The organism is Bacillus sp. SH7-1 (genome assembly GCF_008042405.1).
GTDB classification, from domain to species: Bacteria; Bacillota; Bacilli; order Bacillales; family Bacillaceae_G; genus Bacillus_A; species Bacillus_A thuringiensis_N.
On record NZ_QNUD01000007.1, the window covers coordinates 339,544 to 359,008 of the forward strand.

Consider the following 19,465-nt stretch of genomic DNA (forward strand, 5'->3'; position numbering starts at 1 on the left):
GGAGGAGATTAAGTGTTCGTTTCAAGAAAGAAAAAACAGGTAGAACAATATTTTCGATGCATGTCTACAATATGTATGGATACTTATCTTCTTATTCATTATTTTACAAAATATGAATTTACATTTATAAGAGACCGTATACTTGGGAAAAAGTTTTTGAAAGAACAATTACGAAGATTTGATTGTAAGGAACCGGAACAATTAAAAGAAATGATTGAGTGGTTATTAAAAGAAGGATCACGTCAAGAATTTCAAGCTATGCACAATCAATTAACTCCTCTTTCAGAAGCACAGCGAAAGCTATTACTTCCAAGACAGACAAACGATGAAAAAATGTACGTTGTGAATTACTCATTGCACATGTTACCTGATGCTGGGATTGCTGCATTTGATTATGCATGGTGTATTGCTTTAAGTCGAATTGGTAAAAGATTAGGTTATTTATCTAAAAAAGAAGCGGAACATTATATGATACAAGCGGCAAAACTTGCTCAAAACTCCTATTCAGATTGGCATGAGTATTTTCTTGCTTTTCATATCGGTAGTCACTTTAATAAATTGGACATAAAATTCACGAACGAAAATAAATACAATATTTGTTACAACCTGGATATGTTTAGAGTTAGAGGTTCTTACCTGAATACAATTGCATGGAAGAATGACCTTCTTACAGATTTGAAGGAGGGATAATTTTTGAGGGGAACCTTATACTAGATCGGATTATAATAAATTTGTTGCTAAATAATAATTCACCAAATGAAAAATTAGCAATATATTCGTTTGAAAATCTAAATTTAGTTCCATAACAGTGCCTTATGTTAAATCAAGAGAAAAATGAGAAGGTTCTTCAAAGATTCTTCATTTAGAGTTGATACTTCTCATTTCGTATAAAAATAGTACGTTATCCTATTTATGAGAATCATAGTAAGGATAACGTACTATTTTTTCTAGTATGTAATTACATTAAAATATAATGATTTATTTGTTAAGGGACTACAGATGTATTCTCTATAAGATGTGAAAGAAGAGAAGGTTATATTAATCAAAAAAAATTGATTTATAACTTGCATAAAGAACGAAACAGCGTATATACTATAAACATCAAAAAAAGTTGATGAAGGGAAGTGAACTACAATGGCACAAGACTTTCAGCTATATGAGAAAAAGTTTAAAGCTTTGGCGGATCAAAAGCGTTTAGAGATTATGTATGAACTTTGCCAGCGGGGACAGACATGTGTATGTGATTTAACAGAGATTTTTGAAATGACGCAATCTAAGCTGTCGTATCATTTGAAGATTTTATTAGACGCAGATTTAATTGTAAAAGAAACAAAAGGTACGTGGAGTTATTATGATTTAAATGATGCGGAAGTGAATAATTTATTATCAGAAGAATTGTGCTGTATCTTTAGAAAAACAGGAAAAGGAAGCTGTTGTTAAAAATTTGTACTATTAATCAAAAAAAATTGATTAATAATATGTAAAGAGGAGGAATAAGGTATGAGATATGTTCACGTTGGTATAAATGTTACGGATTTAGAGAAGTCTATTGAATTTTACGAAAAGGTATTTGGTGTATCACCAGTTAAGGTGAAAACAGATTATGCAAAATTTTTATTAGAGACGCCAGGACTTAATTTCACGCTGAACGTGCGAGATGAAGTGAATGGAAATCAGGTAAATCATTTTGGTTTCCAAGTGGATACAGCTGAAGAAATCACATTACATAAAGAAAGATTAGAAAAAGAGGGTTTCTTTGCACGCGATGAGATGGATACGACTTGTTGCTATGCGGTTCAAGATAAGTTTTGGGTAACGGATCCTGATGGGAATGAGTGGGAGTTCTTTTATACAAAAGCACATAGTGATGTTCACAAAATAGAAGATTCATCTTGTTGTACGACTTCTAACGTAGTAGAAAAAAATTCTTGTTGTTAATAGGGGATGGAAAATAAAATGAAACGTTTATCTTTTCTAGACCGATATTTAACACTATGGATTTTTCTAGCGATGGCGGTTGGGATTTGTTTAGGATTTGTGTTTCCTAGTGTAGTAGACGGACTGAATACATTACAAGTGGGAACGACGTCTATCCCGCTTGCTGTTGGTTTAATTGTAATGATGTATCCACCATTGGCGAAGGTTCGCTACGAGGAAATGGGCCGAGTATTTAAAGATGTAAAAGTGTTAGTTCTATCTTTAGTACAAAACTGGATTATTGGTCCGGTACTTATGTTTGTTTTAGCAATTATTTTTCTTCCTGATAAGCCAGAGTACATGGTTGGTCTCATTATGATTGGATTAGCACGTTGCATTGCAATGGTAATTGTTTGGAACGATCTTGCTGATGGGGATAAAGAATATGCAGCTGGTTTAGTTGCTTTTAATTCGGTATTTCAAATGCTTTTCTTCTCGGTTTATGCATACGTGTTTGTAACAGTAATCCCAGAATGGTTAGGGATTGAAGGTGCTATTGTCGATATTACAATGGTAGAAGTAGCAAAATCAGTATTTATCTATTTGGGAATTCCTTTTATAGCAGGTATGTTGACACGTTTTGTACTCGTTAAGTTAAAAGGAAGACAGTGGTATGAAAAGGTGTTTATACCGAAAATTAGTCCACTTACATTACTTGCATTACTATTTACAATCATCGTTATGTTCTCCTTAAAAGGGGAAATGATTGTTAGCGTACCATTAGATGTTGTAAGAATAGCGATTCCGTTATTAATCTATTTTATTGTGATGTTTTTTGTTTCTTTCTTTATGGGAAGAAAGATTGGTGCAAACTATCCGGTGACTACAACATTAGCATTTACAGCAGGTAGTAATAACTTTGAGTTAGCAATTGCTGTAGCAGTTGGTGTGTTTGGTATTCATTCTGGCGTAGCATTCGCAGCTGTTATCGGTCCTTTAGTCGAAGTACCTGTCATGATTGCACTTGTAAATGTCGCTTTTTGGTTTAAACGTAAATATTTTAATGATCAACCAGTCTAAATTAAAAAATAAAGGTGGAAAACAACATGGAGAACAACATGGAGAACAAAAAGACAATCTACTTTTTATGTACGGGAAATTCATGCCGAAGCCAAATGGCAGAAGCATGGGGCAAACAATATTTAGGAGATAAGTGGAATGTATATTCTGCAGGAATCGAAGCACATGGAGTGAATCCAAATGCTATTAAAGCAATGAACGAAGTAAATATCGACATCACAAATCAAACATCAGATATAATTGATGCAAACATTTTAAATAGTGCTGATTTAGTCGTTACGCTTTGTAGTCATGCGGATTCTGTTTGTCCATCTACTCCGCCGCATGTGAATCGTGTTCACTGGGGATTTGATGATCCAGCAGGAAAAGAGTGGTCCGAATTTCAACGTGTTCGTGATGAAATTGGTGAACGTATAAAGCGATTTTCTGAAACAGGGGAGTAAATAAAGGAAAGAGTCAATCTTCTATTGTGTTGGAGATTATCTCTTTTTTTACTACACATATTCACTATTGGGGATTAGTTGAAAAAGAATAGATAATATTTTGTAAAATGACAAAGTTAAGATAAGAAATTTTGAAGAATGGTGAGGCGTTACTGATAACAAATACTAAATCAGTCAGTTTAGAAAAAATGATTGTTTAATCTATTCAAAAGAAAAATAAAAGTTATTTTTTGAAAAGCTGAATGATTTTTTGAGAATTATTCTCACGTAAATCATACCCTTCGCCGTGCGTTTCATCACTTGCCTTTGCTATTACGATGTCATCGTCAGATTCTATCCAAACAAAGAATTCTTGAATAGAATTATCTTGATAAGTAACCTTCATTTTTGAATGTATATAGTTTTTGGCATCTTGATCTAGAAGTAGTGTTTTTTTCTCTGCGCTTTCCATACTTGTGAAAATTGTTTTCATATTTTCTTTATTTATGATTTTGTAAACATCTTTTGAATTTACGTGACTAATCTCAAGTTTTTTCACTTCTTTTTGTTCAAACATAATTTGTTCGGATACATTTTCTTTTATTGTTGTGGATACTTCTGTATTGGAAGCTTTCGTTTCAGTTGAATGACCTGCACATCCAACTAATCCAGCGACACATAATACTCCAATTACCCCAAACTTTAAGTTCTTCAATCATAGTCCCCCCATCTACTATTTTCTATAATTCTATTTCATATTTGTAATATCCTAGGTATGCTTAATTAAGTGAAATAAATTTTGTTATGGGAAGCACAATGAATTACATGTACCCTAGTTTTTTGTATGGAGGGAGAGAACGGGGTGAAACACATAATAAGAAATGTAGTAATGAATTATTTTAAAGAAATTCATACATTAGCAGTGGAAGAAGAATTACATAAGAACAGTTGGCATACAGATTTACACTATAAAATCATCGTAAATGGAAAGCGGTATTCCGCAAGATTTATAAATAGTAAGCGAACAATCAATCCAGCTTTTGGGGCGTTATTAAATGAACAACTGATAGAGCAAGTACAGTATACGTATTATTTACGCAAGCATGGGATTCCATTTATGCAGATTAACAAGAATAGAACGGGAGAGTCATTTACATTTGTCACTTGGAATGATGAACAATACCGATTTGTATTGTCTAATTGGATTGAAGGAGAACATATTACATATTGTACAGAAGCTATCGCAAAAGCCTTCGGAAAGGAAGCAAGAAAGATTCATAATATTTCTAATGCATTTCAAAGCTCGATTTTTCAAAAGAAATCACATTTGGATGGGTATGCCCAGTTTATTCATATGCTAGAAAGTAAGGCAAGCACCTGCAAAGAATTACGTGAGTATATAAATCTAGCTAAATATCATATAGAGTGCGCATATACAAGTGAATTAGAATTTATCGTACAAACAGACTTAAATCCGTTGAATGTTTTATGGGACTCAAGTGAACAGGTAAAAGGAATTGTAGATTTTGAATCGATTGGATATGTTGATCGTATTGAAGGACTAGCCTTTTTACTAAAGTGGTATTCTCGAACAGAAGGCATACAATCACATGAAGTCAGTTCAAGTGTTGCTAGTGCATTTTTAGAAGGGTATAAGGCTCATAATATTGTAACATCAAATGATTATAAAAGACTTTCATCATTGTTATGGTTATCCGGTAGTTTGAATTGGAATTTTGTGAAGAAAACGCTAAGTGTAATAAGTGATGAGAGGGAATTGGAAGAACATTTGGAAGTTTATAGAGTGAGGGGAGAGAGACTATCTTCATTATTAATTTGTACATAACATGTATGCTCCTAATTTGGGGTTTAAAAAGAAACCATATGAGGTGTTCTAAAAATGAAAATACAAATTGTATTGTTTGATGGCTTCGGAGAGCTCGTCTCCTTTGCACCGTTTGAGGTACTCAAAAGAGCGATATTGCCAATTTAATACTTGAAGTAAACGACAATGCAGTAAATGTTTTTATTCAAAACATCCGGAGAAGATTGTCCATTTTAGAAAGACCTTTAATGACAGCTCGTGAAGACGGTAAAAGTTATATCTATTCTAATTTTAATCCAAAATACGCACGAATGGTTCTAACGATACTTCGAACCCATTATAATTTTTGTATGCTATTTATCACAAAGGAAGGAAAAAAGAAAACAGTAAAAACACCAGCACAACGATTGGGGATTACTGACAAAGTGGTTGATTTAAAAGATATAATTTACTTTACATAGTTCACTCAAATAATAGTGGACTATATTTTTTAAAATGTAGATGGAAAATTTATGTTAAAATAATGATAGAGATTGTGAAAAAATGTTCTTAAACTAACGGTCAGGTTACTTTAAGAAGAATTTTTCAAAGGAAATGGTGAATATCATATTTTGAAGGGGTGATTGCAGTGAAGTAAGTGATTTTTTAATCTTGGTTAAATACTTTGAAGGAAGGGATTTATAATTATGAATACAAAACTAATAATAGTAGAAGGTTTACCTGGATTTGGAAAATCAACCACTGCAAAGCTAATAAATGAAATTCTAAGCCAAAATAAAATTGAAATTGAACTATTTTTAGAGGGAAATTTGAACCATCCAGCCGACTATGATGGTGTATCTTGTTTTAATAAATTTGAATTCGATAGATTATTATCTAACAGTGGAGATTTTAAAGAAGTGCTTCTTAAAAGAGTTCTAAAAAAAGGAAGCAATTATTTATTGCCATACAGTAAGATGAAAAATGAGTTTGGTGATCAGTTTTCAGACGAATTATTTAACATTATTTTTAAAAACGATATATATGAATTACCATTCGATAAAAATGTTGAATTAATTGCTGACAAATGGAATGACTTTGCTGAAATTGCTCTAGAAGACAATAAGGTTTATATCTTTGAATGTTGTTTCATACAAAATCCATTAACGATTGGCATGATTAAATATGGTGAACAAAAAGAAAAAATAATAAATCATGTAATGAAAGTTGCAAAAATCATAGAGAATTTAAATCCAATGTTATTGTATGTAGAACAAGATAATCTTGAATTTTCATTTAGGAAGGCATTAAAAGAAAGAACTCCAGAATGGTCCACAGGAATTGTCGACTATTACACTAACCAAGGCTATGGGAAAGAACATAACCATTCAGGTGTAGAAGGAGCGATTAAAGTTCTTGAAGCTAGAAGGAATTTAGAGTTAGAAATATTCGATATGTTAAAAATGAAAAAAGAAAAAATCAATAATACAAAATATGAAATTGACTCATATAGGTCAATGTTAAAAGATAAGTTAACAATACAAATGGTGAAATAGCTTTTTACACTAACTGGTGCAATTCTTTAAAAAGGCATCGCTGTTTTTGATACTTAAAGTAACATATTGCGAAATATTGTACTTACGCTAACGGGTACTTTAGTTGAAGAAGGAAATAAAAACGCTCAGAATATTTTCTGAGCGTTTTAGTTTGCTATTTATAGTGCGAAATGCATACAAATTATTGTATTATTTCTAATGGTTATTAGCATTTTTCTCTCCCTAAACGGAACCCGTTACTCATACGAGCAGGCTCTTTCTTTTATGTATTCATTTTCTATGGTTAATAATTTGGCTGAATATACCCTGATTTTATTCCCTTTGTGACAGCTTCTAAAGAAGATGAAACAATATTACAAGGAGCACCACCTTCAAAAATCTCATCAGCCTATAAAATAAGGGAAGTTCAACATAATGGACATAAACGGTGCTTATACATGTAAAGTAAGATGTCACGAAAATGAATAAAGCCTGATAATTTTTGTGCGCTTTGATTATGTAGAAATAGGGGGAAATGATATGAAAGAAAATATTCCTAAGAAAATTTTATTTATTCAATCGGGAATTCCTTTTTATTATCCAATGATCGAAGCAGCAATTTTGAATAGTTTACAAAAGGTAAACAGCAATACGATTATGGTGAGTCCAGAAAAAGCTATAAAAACTGCATTGAAAATGAAACCAGATTTTATTTTGGTACTAAGTGGTTTAAGTGAAGAATTTAGTAGTGTCATGCCAGTCCTAAAGAACGCAGGCTTTACTACTGGACTTTGGCTGACAGATGATCCTTATTATACGGATGTAACACAAAATCTTGTTCCGTATTATGACTACATATTTACGCAAGATTTAAATTGTATCAAGTTTTATAGGGCGATAGGATGTAAGAATGTGTTTCATCTCCCTTTAGCAGCGAATCAGGAGGTATTTAAGCCTTCTCTTAAAGAAGATACATATAAGTATGATCTTAGTTTTATAGGTACAGCATTTGAAAATAGAATTAACTTTGTTGATTCTATTTCAGAGTATTTAGCAGAAAAAAACACAAAAATTGTAGGGTTCGGTTGGGAGAAGTTAAAGAATTATGAAAGGTTAAAGGATAAAATACAACTCTTGCCACTTGCAAACTATGAAGATGCGTTACAATTTTACGTATCTACTAAAATCAATATAAATTTGCATCGTTCACTAATTGATCAGGAATTGAATTGTAATTCTGCAAATATTCAAGCGTATTCAGTAAATAATAGGACGTTTGAAATTAATGCCGTAGGTTCTTTTCAATTAACTGATATACGCCCAGATGTAGCAAAGCATTACATACCAGGTGTTGAAATAGAAACTTTTAATAGTGCATCGGAGTTTATACAAAAAGCGGAGTATTATTTGGAACATGTACAAGAAAGAAAACGTATAGCAAAAAATGGGCTGGATAGGACTTTGAAACATCACACATATGATAAACGAATCATACAATTATTAAACTATATTACTTTGAGGGGCGTGAAGATGTAGTTTAACCATTAACTTAAATGAATTATCATCGGTATACATGAAGTTAAGCGTTTGGTGCTTTCAACGAGAGTTAACTCTTGCATTCTACAAAAATCATTTACGAAAAAGGATTTGGATAATTTTTTTAAATTTATTTATTCTGAAAAGACAATTTTGCATTGGAACTAATTTATATCTAATAATTAGAGGAGATTAAAAATGAATCACTTTTTTGTAGAATTTGGTGAATATAAGGCAAGTGTTTGTGAATGGGGGGATAAAAGTAACCCTCAAATCATTTGTTTTCATGGTTTAGGAAGTACAAAATTAAGTTTTATAGAAATAGTGGAACTTTTAAAAGATAAATATCATATCGTATCATTTGATTTACCTGGACATGGGAAAACACCAAATTTTGAGAAGGATGAAGATTACGGTGCATACCATTTAACAAACTGGGTAGTAGCGTTACTTGAGCAGATAGGAAAAGAAACATTTCATATAGTAGCACATTCATGGGGCGCAAGCGTTGCGCTTCACTATGCAGCAGAACGGCCTGAAAAAGTGAATAAAATGGTTTTGTTAGATGGTGGTTATCATCATGGAAAAATGAATGCAGACTATTTTGCGAAGCTATATAAAGATGCGAAAGAGGGAGAGTGTCCACCGCGATCATTAGAAGAAGAAATCATTCATTACGAAAAAGATTTTGATGAATATATTTTTGATAGTAAAGAAGCGTTCATCCAATCAGAAAAAACGGTTTACAGCAGGTGGTCACCATTAATAGAACATGCGGTTTATGACTTAATGCGAGAAGAAGATAGTAAAGTAAAATGGCATGCTACTGGCGATACCGCTAGAGGTGTAATTAAGTTTCAATATACGGTGTATAAAACATTGAAATCGTATAAAATTAAAAGCGATATTTTATTATTGTATTGCGACCTTCCCGATAATTATTTAGAAATAAGAGAATTGCAGATAGCAGAATGTAAGAAGCGTATTAACATTACGACTAAGCTTTACAAAGATACAGGGCATTTAATGCATTGGGATAGACCAGAAGAGATTGCTGAAGATGTTTTAAAATGGTTCATATAAAGAAAGTCCGTTGTTCGAATGTGAGCAACGGACTTTCTCTTGAAAAACTTAATGTAGTTGTCATAGCCAGTTCCTTTTAAATAGACGCAATAAAACCTAGTTATAAGTTCAAAAGGCAAAAAGTGATGAGAATAAAGAATTAACAAAGCAAGCCAATGCATTGCAAGGTAAGATTCAACAAGAATTTTTAGCTACATTTAATAAGTTGAACATGAAAGATATTACTGGCGATGTAAAAGAATCCCGTAAATCTTTAGATGATCTTATGGCTTGGAGAAGGTTGAGAGTAATAAGCTTGACAGATTGTTCTGTAGTCGTTTAAATGAGTTATCAACTACAGAAAGAAGTGAAGAGAATGAATGAAGTTATCATTGAAGAAGGATTTTAAAAAAAAATAATGGAATGCAAGCAATGCGGATGGGAGGCAGAATTTATTACTTCCAAAAATGCTGCAATTTTGAAAAATGAACGCCGGATTGCAGGAGAAAAGGTCACGTACCAATGCAGAATCCTTAGTTGTTCTGCAAAATCGGAATATTACTTTAATCGATCGTAATTAAGCACTAAGCATCCATAATGGGTGCTTTTTTCTTTGTTATATAGAAATTACACATTAAACGTATTTAAATACTGTTTTAGGTATAACATGAATTGACTCACCCAATGGTACAGATAACGGATATTTTTCTATTTAGATTAGATGTTAAATGTACCGTGAAACTCTTGGAAATACAATGCTGGAAAAATATAATGATATTGATATATTACAGAAGAAGGCGCAATTGTAGGAGTAAAGGGGATATGACCAGGTTGCATACCATATTGACCATATGAAGGATGGTGAAGTAAATGTTGCCAAGTCGAAGTTGGAGCTACAAAAATCCTCATCGGGAAAGGATTCATAATATAATCACTCCTAAAGTAGCATTCATGTAATAGGGTATGCACTTACTGAATATAGATGTGCATAATCTAGGTTTATAAACATAATAATCAACGGACAGAAAATAGGGTTACTAATCTTATGATGTGTTCATTATGGGTGTTTTATTTTACTATGTAGATAGAACAAACATGTGTATAGCAATTATCGTAGGCGCTGCCGTGATCTGGTGGTGTCTTGTTCGTTGTCAAGCAAAGATAAGGGGTAAATAAAAAAAGAGAGCTAATGCCCTCTTTTTTTGATCTGGTAATTAATCGCAGATTGGTATTCCAAGCACTCTTAGAGCTAATGCAACTTGAAGAGAAATCTCTAATCTAGCAATTTCAATACCAGCTACTGAAAGAACTAAAAAAGGTTGTCCATTTACAAACACAACGCAACTATCCATGGTTACGCCTCCTTTCTAGTAATCTAATATAGTATATGAATTAATCATTAATATGTAATAGTTGGATTAATTGATTTGATAAAATTGATAGCTTTGCCCATTTAAACAAAACAAACGAACACAACGATTGAAAATAGAGGGGGAAGATAGACTCGCAAATTGAAATATTATTAGTCTAAAACACAAAACATAGACTAGTAAACAAGCTGTTTTCCCTTTTTAAACATAGAATATGATGAATTCTATTTTTAGAGGAGGGAATCATATCTATGGGATGGAATAATAATTTTGGGCATTCTCGAGATCGTAATAACTTTTGGGATGATTTAGTATTTTGCGGATGCGGTCGTAGACGTAGAAGAAACGATTTTAACGATTGTCATTGTAGACGTGACTGTGATTGTGATGAGTGTCGTCGCAGACGTAATCATGACCGCGACCAAGATCGTGAACATAATCATGATCTTGGTGATCATCGAGATTGGTAAAATCTTTTGAAAGAGTGCACATCTTAATCGCACTCTTTTTTATTATGTTTTTATGAATACTTATTAACTCGAAGGATACAGTTTCAATTTGATTTAACATCTGACAAAATGAACGAACACAACGAACAAAAATAGAGGTGAAGAATTATGAACTCTAACGTTACATTTTCCATGCAAATGAATGGCGAAAGCAAAGATGCTACGGCTTATGTTAGTGGTATTGCAAATATATCTGCATTTCTGTTAGCTAACGCAGATAGACATATAGTTGATAAGTTGATAGCTCAAGTTGACATAGAAGAGAAGATGTTCATCGAAGCTACTTTAGCAGGATTAAAACATCATTATTAATAAGTACAGTGTCTCAAAAACATTTTATTAATTAGCATGATATACCATCACATCATCAGAAAGACTAATATAAATTAGTATCCATACAATAAAAAACGTCATCATTTCTAATCTGGCCTGTTTAGAAATGATGACGTTTTTTTGTATTTAAAGGTATTAAAATTTCTTAAGTTGATGGGCATGGGGTCTCACCACATCGCTATCAAGCTAAGAAAACAAGTCACCCCCAAAACGAAAAATTTATAATCCTATTAGTACACACGAGTTTAGGAAATTCTTTACAAGAATTTTGACCATTAAAATAGGAATTAGTTTATATTAAAATTAGTTACATAGATTGAATATTGGAGGTATAGAATTAAGTTGGAAAAAGAATTTATGGTAATCAATAGCTTTTCTGGTGAAAATTTAACTGGAAATCCCGCTGCTGTTTTTTTTGATTCCAGTGGTTTAGATAATAATACTTTGCAAAACATCGCTAAACAGATAAACCTTGTGGAGACAGTATTTGTCTATCCCTCTTATAATGCGGATTTTCTATTTCGTTATTTTACTCCTAATAAAGAAGTATCGCTTGCTGGACATCCAACAATTGCAGCATTTATGGCACTAGTAAATTCCAAGAAGATTGATCTCAGTAAAAAGAAAATATATCAAATTGAAACTCAAAATGGAATACGTGAAGTTGTTATTGAAAATGTTAGAAATCAAGTGCTTGTAAAAATGAAGCAAAGCTCTCCTAAGTTCATTTCACCAATAATAAACAAAAAGACAATCGCTAATACTTTTGGAATTAATGAAGCAGATATTGCTTTCAATCTTCCAATTCAAACGATTGATTTAGGCGTGAAATATTTAGTGATAGCAGTAAATTCTTTAAATGCATTAATGTCAGTTAAACGCGATATTCAATTGTTACAAGAGTTGTGTGAGAATTTGGGTGTTCGTGAAGTGCAAATATTCACATTTGATACTTATGGAGAGAATTTTGATTTCCACACTAGAAATCTGTGCCCCAGGGAAGGTATGGAAGATCCTGCTTGTGGAATGGGGAACGCTGCTGTTGGAGCATATCTTGCCAATAATTATTATAATAAACAAAAGTGTATTCACCTTCGAGCCGAGCAAGGTACGATTGTAAAAATGCCTTGTTTAATAGAATTGTTTATATCTAAAAAAGAAAAAGATATCGAACTTTATATAGGTGGTACTGGTAAAAAAGTGGTTGAGGGTAAGTTCTTTATTTAATTTATAGTAGAGACATCAACCTAAGATGAATTTATATCTATAATTCCCAAAAAACGCTATTCTTTTTGTAGAAATATATATAGAAAGGATGGCGTTTTTGTATGTCTATTTCTGCATCTGATGAATTACAACTATTCGCTCAAGAAATTCAAAGCTTCTTATCTCCAAATATCTTACGAGATTTTGCTAGAGATGTTGGTTTTGTTCAACGAACCAGTAAGTACCAAGCAAAAGATCTAGTCGCTTTATGTGTATGGATGAACCAAAATGTCGCTACGACGTCTTTAACTCAGTTATCTAGCTGTTTAGAAGCATCAACAGCAGTACTCATCAGTCCTGAAGGACTGAATCAACGATTTAATCAAGCAGCCGTCCAATTTTTACAACACATACTAGCTGAACTACTAAACCAAAAATTGGCCTCATCTATGCCGATTTCTTCTCCATATACTTCTATTTTCAAGCGTATCCGTATTTTAGATTCAACCGCATTTCAACTCCCAGATCCCTTTTCGTTCGTTTATCCGGGTGCAGGAGGATGCAGCCATACAGCGGGGGTGAAGATTCAACTTGAGTATGATCTATTAAGTGGACAATTCCTTCATATTCATACAGGTCCAGGTAAACAACATGATCGAACCTACGGTTCCCTGTGTGTCCCAACTGTAACAGCGAATGATTTATGTATCCGTGATTTAGGTTATTTTCATTTGAAAGATCTTCAACATATACAAGATAAAAAGGCTTATTATATTTCACGTATCAAATCGAATACACGTATTTATCAAAAAAATCCTAACCCTGATTATTTTCAAGATGGCAGAATCAAGAAAGGTACAGAGTATATCCGGATAGATATGGAGGTTTTAATGAACTCTCTTCAACCAGGACAAACATGTGAAATATCCAACGCTTATGTAGGAATGATTGATAAAGTCCCAACTCGTGTGATTGTTCATCGACTAACCAAAGAACAACAACAAAAACGATTACAGGATCAAGTTGTACGAGAAAAAAAGAAAGGAATGAAATATTCTCCTCGTAGTAAACGACTTAGTGGTATCAATGTTTATATGACCAACACTCCGGCAGATATTGTTCCGATGGAACAAGTACATGATTGGTATTCTTTACGTTGGCAAATCGAAATTTTATTTAAAACGTGGAAATCATTCTTTCACATTCATCATTGTAAAAAGATAAAACGAGAACGATTGGAATGCCATTTGTATGGGCAACTGATTGCCATTCTACTTTGTTCTTCTACCATGTTTCAAATGCGGCAATTACTTCTTATAAAAAAGAAACGAGAACTGAGTGAATATAAGGCCATATATATGATTAAAGATTACTTTTTTCTTCTTTTCCAAGCGATACAGAAAGACACCCAAGAGCTATCAAAGGTGTTACTTCGCCTGTTCAATCTCCTACAACAAAACGGGCGGAAATCTCATCGATATGAGAAGAAAACAGTCTTTGATATATTAGGTGTCGTTTACAATTGTGCCGTGTCTGATAATCAAGCGGCTTAATTCAAAAAAGTAAACCCGTTAGGGTTTATTTCGTATGCAAATCTTTAAATTCCCTACACGTAGCCTTTAGAAAAAAGAAACAACCTTCTACTATAATTGACGTTGTATGAGCTTAGCTTGATAGCGATGTGGTGAGACCCCAATAGGAAAAATTATCTATGATTATTAAAGTGGCCCACCTTCAAAACCGATCGGCCATCCATTGTCTTTAAATTTTACTTTATACTGAAACTCATAAGTGCCTTCATAAATAAACGTTAAACTAAAACCAGGCAATATATAATCGTCAATATTAGCCATCTTTCCAAAAGATATTGTGGATAGGTAGTAGTTATTCATTTCTTGATTAGGGAAAAATTTCTGTAGATATTTTAATGCACAGCTTATATGGAGATAGAGTTCATCGAATATTTTTTCTGCCATATCTATAATCTCAACATTAGGATTTTCATTATTTCCTTGAATGATAATTTCTACATCTTCCCACTCTCCAATATTCATACTACAAAACCACCGTGCCTGTATGAGATACTTCTCATTTTCGCATACAGTAGGATTAACTAGGTTTAATTTTTTTACCTCATCTTTAGTTATTGGTTTATCAAGAATGAGCTTTTTATACAGAATATCTTTGATGTTAGAGATAATATATTTAGATTTATTTAATTCTAAAGAGTCCATTTCCCACCTCATAAATTATAAAATAAAGTAAATTCCCACTTAATTATATCATCATCCTAATTGAAGATTCCGCCTTATTCCTTGCTACGTGTTGACTAATCCAAATACATAAAGCGGCCAAATCTCGTGCGCCATACTGACTTTTACGTTTTACGAAAACCGTCTCCTGTGTGAGCTGTTGAAGAATACTTGGAGATAAATATCGCTGTAGTTCTTCAGCGAATAAATGAAACTCATCTTGAATCGATAGATTCATACAAAAACGCCATCCTTTCTGTATATTTCTACAAAAAGAAAAATAGAATTGAAAAACCCCTGTGTTTCTATTTGATAAATATATTTATTGGAAAATACTTTGAACTTTCAGGTACAGATTCTCCTTCTATCCTATTATAGAAGCTATTTTGAACGTAAGTAATTTGTAAGGAATAGGTAAGAAAAAAGAGATTTTCATTGTGTAGGATAAAAATATAAGGAGGTGTGAAAGGCGGAACAGATATGACTTATATATGAAAAACAAATCAGTAACAAGAGTGTTTCAAGGAAAAGAAGTAATTTCTGGGGTTAACATACATGTGGAAGAAGAGCGATTTACCGTTTGTTAAGACAGAATAGCGTTTGTAAAAATAATAATTATGAATATGATTACGAATTCAATTCTGACTTTTTGTCATTGGTGGAGATAATAGCTGTGTGATTAATACGAAACAGCAAGCAACTAACTTTACAATTTAAATAAAGGAGAGGATGCTTTATGAAAACATGCAGTAAAATTACATGTGCAAGTCTATCACTTTTAATAGCTGGAAGTTCCCTGTTATACATAACACCAGCCTCAATTGTAAAAGCAGAACCCACGCAAAATGTATCTAGTTCGTTACAAACAAGTAATCAAAGCGATCGTACTTCCGTTAAGAAAGCAATGCGGGATTCACTCCAACTTGGATACCCTGGAATACTCGCTCAAATTTCTAAGGGTGGTAAAAATTGGAGCTATGCCGCCGGGATATCGGATCTGAGAACCAAGAAGTCGATGAAAACAGATTTTCGCTTTCGCATTGGCAGTACGACGAAGACATTCATTGCAACAGTTCTACTTCAATTGGCTGGAGAGAACCGCTTGAATCTAGATGACTCCATCGAAAAATGGTTGCCTGGCGTCATTCAAGGAAACGGATATGATGCTAACCAGATTACGATTCGGCAGATATTGAATCATACAAGTGGGATTGCTGAATACTTAAAGTCAAAAGACTATGATATTATGGATACAAAAAAATTGTATACGGCTGAAGAATTAGTAAAGATGGGAATTTCTCTTCCACCAGACTTTGCTCCAGGTAAGGGCTGGTCTTATTCAAACACAGGATACGTAATACTGGGTATCCTTATTGAAAAAGTAACTGGAAACAGCTATGCGGAAGAGGTTGAAAATCGGATTGTTGAACCGCTCGAATTGTCGAATACATTCCTACCTGGTAATTCAACTGTTATTCCAGGTACCAATCATGCCCGTGGATATGAAAGATATGACGGAGAAAGTGAGCTAAAAGACGTTACTTATTCTTACCCAGGTAGCTCGGATGGAGATATGATTTCTACTGCTGACGATTTAAACAAATTCTTCTCTTACTTACTCAGTGGCAAATTACTGAAGGAACAGCAACTAAAACAAATGCTTACTACAGTTCCTACAGGAATTGCTGAAATCGGCAGATATGGTCTTGGAATCTATGAAACTAAACTTCCAAACGGTGTCTCGATATGGGGACACGCAGGTGCCTCTCCAGGGTTTTCTACTTTTGCTGGAGGTACACTTGGAGGCAAGCACACATTGGCTATCAATTTGAATGGCCATAAAACTAGCCGTTCTAATCCTTTTAAAAATATTTTACTTTCCGAATTTAACAAGTAGTCAAAAAGGAAAGTCAAGTAAATTTTTTTATATTTAAAAATATACGTTATAAAATATTTATAGACTAAAAAGAGGATTTTTATGTTACATGATGATCCAAAAAGTATACATTTGCAACCGGCATCCAACTTTGGATAATTGGCTCTTGATTTCCTGTCCCATCACTTCTATTTCATAATTCTCTAACTAGAATTTAGAAGTCTTTAAAAACTTGAAATCTGCACCAAAAGCTCAATACAATTCGTGAATAATTTTTAAATCTCAGATAATCAAATTCTAGCAGTCAGGATACTGACTGCTAAAATTTGATTATAGAACTATTTTTCTGTGGCAAAATAAAGCAAGGCTATGGTCGGAAAAGCGATTCCTATCCATAATGTTAGATTCCATCCTCCTAAGGCATATGCCCATCCTCCAATAAAGGATCCAACAGCACCTCCTAAAAAGAAAATAGCCATAAATACCCCATTTAATCGACTACGAATTTCTGGACTCAACGAGAAAATTAAACGTTGGCTAAGCACAAGGTTTGCAGATACTCCCATATCCAACAGGATTGCAGCAATTACTAAAACAGCTATTCCAAAGGGCGAGCTACTTTGAATAAAAAGTGGGAGTATTAAAGAAATAATAACAACAGTGAGAGCTACCCCAGTAGCGGGTCGTGTCCAGCCAAGATCAGCTAGACGACCACCTATTGGAGCTGCTATTGCACCTGTAATCCCGACAAGTGCATATAATGCTATGGCAGTCTGAGAAAAGTGAAAAGCAGGACTAGATAATAATAATGGAACAGTGGTCCAGAATAAGCTGAAAGCCCCAAATACACAAGCATGATAAATGGCACGGCGGCGTAAAATTGGAGTAGTTCGTAGCAGTTGCCACATTGAATTAAGTAAGGCTATATAATTTGTTTTTGCCTTTGGTTTCCTAGTAGGGAGTACTTTCGATAATACAAATGCCAAAACAATAATTACAGTAGCAGATAAAGCAAATATTGCATTCCATCCCCAGATATCAGCTACTAGACTAGATATCGGACGCGCAAGCATAATACCTAATAACAGGCCACTCATAACATTACCAACTACACGACCGCGTGCATTTTCCGATGAAAGGTATGATACAAAAGGTACGAGCACTTGCGCTGCGACCGACCCCAGTCCGATAAAGAATGAAGCTACTAATAACATGATTGCGCTCTTTACAAAAACTGTGGCAGTTAGAGCAACTGCACTTAGTAATAACAATATAATTATCAATTTTTTATTCTCAACAATATCCCCCAATGGTACAAGAAATAGTAAGCCAACAACATATCCAATCTGGGTTAGCGTTACAATTAATCCGGCACTACTATTAGAAAGACCAATTACATTACTAATTAACCCAATTAAAGGCTGCGCATAATAAAGATTAGCCACGATGATACCACATGCGGTTGCCAGAAGAATGATTAAACCCGATGAAATTTCCTTATCACTTGCTTTATTTTTAACATTAGACATAATAATTTCCCCCCATACTTTTATTTCAGAATTACCTTGGTGTATTTTGGAACTTAGATAAAGCCATGGCCATTACAAGATTTCTTAACAATTAATAAACTAAACGTTTAGTTTATTAATTAGCTAAAATATATACTAAACGTTAAGTTTTGTAAATGGGCTATTTTATTATTTGTTCATATTAAGTATACTAAACGTATAGTTTATGTTCTTGAAAGGAATGATTAATGTGCAAGGTAAAAGAGGTAGACCGCGTAATATTGAAACCCAAAAAGCTATCCTTTCTGCATCTTATGAGTTATTACTGGAAAGTGGCTTTAAAGCAGTCACAGTCGATAAAATTGCAGACCGTGCTAAAGTTAGTAAAGCTACGATTTATAAATGGTGGCCTAATAAGGCTGCTGTAGTAATGGATGGTTTTCTTTTTGCTACCGCAGCTAGATTGCCTATACCTGACACAGGTTCAGCATTGAATGATATTTTAATTCATGCCACAAGTTTAACCAAATTTTTGATAAGTCGGGAAGGGACTATTATTATTGAGTTAGTTGGCGAAGGACAATTTGATTCAAAGCTGGCAGAGGAATATCGTACTCGATATTTCCAGCCACGTCGCCTGCAAGCAAAGCAACTTCTGGAGAAGGGAATTAAAAGAGGAGAATTAAAAGAAAATCTCGATATTGACTTAAGTATCGATCTCATTTACGGACCAATTTTTTATCGGTTGCTAGTAACCGGTGAAAAGTTGGATGATTCCTATGTGCATGACTTGGTAATAAATGCATTTGAAGGAATATGCTTGAATTGATTAATATTAAAATAAAGATTTAGAAATTCTACTGTCTCCTATGCGAAGGCAATTTATATTAACTTGGTAAATAAAGTATTTTATTTTTTAAAAACTGATGTATATGGAGTGGTTTCCCTATACATCAGTTTAAGAATTAAGTGGATGTTAAAAATAATCAAGATAATTACTCTAAATATAAAGTAATGCAATTAATTTTCGTTATGGGGGAATCTAGGATCAATCC

General features: G+C 33.4%; 20 protein-coding genes and 3 pseudogenes. 17 read left to right on the forward strand and 6 right to left on the reverse strand.

The window, feature by feature from the left end:
- The first annotated feature begins 12 nt into the window (after nucleotides 1-12).
- The 5 genes from DN390_RS08035 to arsC all read left to right on the forward strand — a co-directional run bounded on the left by DN390_RS08035 (nucleotide 13) and on the right by arsC (nucleotide 3,440).
- Nucleotides 13-690 (forward strand): DUF1266 domain-containing protein, encoded by a 678-nt coding sequence (locus DN390_RS08035; RefSeq protein ID WP_147807070.1) that lies wholly within the window; start codon nucleotides 13-15, stop codon nucleotides 688-690.
- 444 nt (nucleotides 691-1,134) lie between these two features.
- The gene (gene arsR / locus DN390_RS08040; protein WP_147807071.1) at nucleotides 1,135-1,440 is read left to right on the forward strand and encodes an arsenical resistance operon transcriptional regulator ArsR; all 306 of its coding nucleotides are present in this window, start codon (nucleotides 1,135-1,137) and stop codon (nucleotides 1,438-1,440) included.
- A gap of 60 nt (nucleotides 1,441-1,500) precedes the next feature.
- Nucleotides 1,501-1,938, forward strand: coding sequence for an ArsI/CadI family heavy metal resistance metalloenzyme (locus DN390_RS08045; protein WP_060631472.1), 438 nt, complete (start codon nucleotides 1,501-1,503; stop codon nucleotides 1,936-1,938).
- An 18-nt stretch (nucleotides 1,939-1,956) separates the two neighbouring features.
- Nucleotides 1,957-2,997, forward strand: coding sequence for an ACR3 family arsenite efflux transporter (arsB, locus tag DN390_RS08050; protein WP_098265663.1), 1,041 nt, complete (start codon nucleotides 1,957-1,959; stop codon nucleotides 2,995-2,997).
- Nucleotides 2,998-3,035: 38 nt separating this feature from the next.
- Nucleotides 3,036-3,440, forward strand: coding sequence for an arsenate reductase (thioredoxin) (gene arsC, locus DN390_RS08055; protein WP_000428354.1), 405 nt, complete (start codon nucleotides 3,036-3,038; stop codon nucleotides 3,438-3,440).
- A 223-nt stretch (nucleotides 3,441-3,663) separates the two neighbouring features.
- On the opposite strand, the gene DN390_RS08060 is transcribed toward arsC, so the two are convergent.
- The gene (locus DN390_RS08060) at nucleotides 3,664-4,134 is read right to left on the reverse strand and encodes a YhfM domain-containing protein (RefSeq protein ID WP_147807072.1); all 471 of its coding nucleotides are present in this window, start codon (nucleotides 4,132-4,134) and stop codon (nucleotides 3,664-3,666) included.
- A gap of 147 nt (nucleotides 4,135-4,281) precedes the next feature.
- Here DN390_RS08060 and DN390_RS08065 point away from each other — a divergent pair, with 147 nt between their 5' ends.
- From DN390_RS08065 to DN390_RS08085, 6 genes and pseudogenes are all read left to right on the forward strand, one after another.
- Nucleotides 4,282-5,265: a phosphotransferase gene (locus tag DN390_RS08065; protein WP_147807073.1), complete on the forward strand. Its 984-nt coding sequence runs from the start codon at nucleotides 4,282-4,284 to the stop codon at nucleotides 5,263-5,265.
- 54 nt (nucleotides 5,266-5,319) lie between these two features.
- Nucleotides 5,320-5,400 (forward strand): annotated as a pseudogene (locus DN390_RS30595) (DJ-1/PfpI family protein); the annotation flags it as partial.
- Nucleotides 5,388-5,705 (forward strand): annotated as a pseudogene (locus DN390_RS08070) (insertion element protein); the annotation flags it as partial. The pseudogenes DN390_RS30595 and DN390_RS08070, both read left to right, overlap by 13 nt.
- 225 nt (nucleotides 5,706-5,930) lie before the next feature.
- Nucleotides 5,931-6,779, forward strand: a complete 849-nt coding sequence (locus DN390_RS08075; RefSeq protein WP_147807074.1) for a P-loop NTPase family protein — start codon at nucleotides 5,931-5,933, stop codon at nucleotides 6,777-6,779.
- Between the two features lie 519 nt (nucleotides 6,780-7,298).
- Complete coding sequence (locus tag DN390_RS08080) at nucleotides 7,299-8,294, forward strand: CgeB family protein (RefSeq protein WP_147807075.1); 996 nt, start codon at nucleotides 7,299-7,301, stop codon at nucleotides 8,292-8,294.
- Between the two features lie 198 nt (nucleotides 8,295-8,492).
- Complete coding sequence (locus DN390_RS08085) at nucleotides 8,493-9,377, forward strand: alpha/beta fold hydrolase (protein WP_147807076.1); 885 nt, start codon at nucleotides 8,493-8,495, stop codon at nucleotides 9,375-9,377.
- Between the two features lie 696 nt (nucleotides 9,378-10,073).
- Here DN390_RS08085 and DN390_RS08090 read toward each other — a convergent pair.
- Nucleotides 10,074-10,280 carry a hypothetical protein gene (locus tag DN390_RS08090; RefSeq protein ID WP_029438876.1) on the reverse strand — a complete coding sequence of 69 codons (207 nt, stop codon included), beginning with the start codon at nucleotides 10,278-10,280 and terminating at the stop codon, nucleotides 10,074-10,076.
- Nucleotides 10,281-10,570: 290 nt separating this feature from the next.
- A complete protein-coding gene (locus tag DN390_RS08095) occupies nucleotides 10,571-10,708 on the reverse strand; it encodes a DUF3956 domain-containing protein (protein WP_000376554.1) in 138 nt (45 codons plus the stop codon).
- A 269-nt stretch (nucleotides 10,709-10,977) separates the two neighbouring features.
- On the opposite strand from DN390_RS08095, the gene DN390_RS08100 reads away from it, so the two are divergent.
- The 4 genes from DN390_RS08100 (at nucleotide 10,978) to DN390_RS08115 (ending at nucleotide 14,327) form a co-directional block, all read left to right on the forward strand.
- Nucleotides 10,978-11,196 carry a hypothetical protein gene (locus tag DN390_RS08100; RefSeq protein WP_147807077.1) on the forward strand — a complete coding sequence of 73 codons (219 nt, stop codon included), beginning with the start codon at nucleotides 10,978-10,980 and terminating at the stop codon, nucleotides 11,194-11,196.
- A 147-nt stretch (nucleotides 11,197-11,343) separates the two neighbouring features.
- Nucleotides 11,344-11,547, forward strand: coding sequence for a hypothetical protein (locus DN390_RS08105; RefSeq protein ID WP_060631462.1), 204 nt, complete (start codon nucleotides 11,344-11,346; stop codon nucleotides 11,545-11,547).
- A 363-nt stretch (nucleotides 11,548-11,910) separates the two neighbouring features.
- Complete coding sequence (locus DN390_RS08110) at nucleotides 11,911-12,795, forward strand: PhzF family phenazine biosynthesis protein (RefSeq protein WP_147807078.1); 885 nt, start codon at nucleotides 11,911-11,913, stop codon at nucleotides 12,793-12,795.
- A gap of 101 nt (nucleotides 12,796-12,896) precedes the next feature.
- On the forward strand, nucleotides 12,897-14,327 hold the full coding sequence (locus DN390_RS08115) for an IS4 family transposase (protein WP_147807079.1): 1,431 nt from the start codon (nucleotides 12,897-12,899) through the stop codon (nucleotides 14,325-14,327).
- Between the two features lie 165 nt (nucleotides 14,328-14,492).
- Here the strand turns inward: DN390_RS08115 and DN390_RS08120 are convergent, their stop codons facing one another.
- Both DN390_RS08120 and DN390_RS08125 read right to left on the reverse strand, forming a co-directional pair.
- Nucleotides 14,493-15,008: a hypothetical protein gene (locus DN390_RS08120; protein WP_097951904.1), complete on the reverse strand. Its 516-nt coding sequence runs from the start codon at nucleotides 15,006-15,008 to the stop codon at nucleotides 14,493-14,495.
- Between the two features lie 82 nt (nucleotides 15,009-15,090).
- Nucleotides 15,091-15,264, reverse strand: a pseudogene (locus DN390_RS08125) (IS4 family transposase); the annotation flags it as partial.
- A gap of 498 nt (nucleotides 15,265-15,762) precedes the next feature.
- Between DN390_RS08125 and DN390_RS08130 the strand changes: the two are divergent.
- Entirely contained in the window at nucleotides 15,763-16,923 is a 1,161-nt protein-coding gene (locus DN390_RS08130; protein ID WP_147807080.1) for a serine hydrolase domain-containing protein, read from the forward strand.
- A gap of 317 nt (nucleotides 16,924-17,240) precedes the next feature.
- On the opposite strand, the gene DN390_RS08140 is transcribed toward DN390_RS08130, so the two are convergent.
- Nucleotides 17,241-18,431: an MFS transporter gene (locus DN390_RS08140; RefSeq protein WP_147807081.1), complete on the reverse strand. Its 1,191-nt coding sequence runs from the start codon at nucleotides 18,429-18,431 to the stop codon at nucleotides 17,241-17,243.
- Nucleotides 18,432-18,651: 220 nt separating this feature from the next.
- Here DN390_RS08140 and DN390_RS08145 point away from each other — a divergent pair, with 220 nt between their 5' ends.
- Nucleotides 18,652-19,239, forward strand: coding sequence for a TetR/AcrR family transcriptional regulator (locus tag DN390_RS08145; RefSeq protein WP_147807082.1), 588 nt, complete (start codon nucleotides 18,652-18,654; stop codon nucleotides 19,237-19,239).
- The last annotated feature ends 226 nt before the right edge of the window (nucleotides 19,240-19,465 follow it).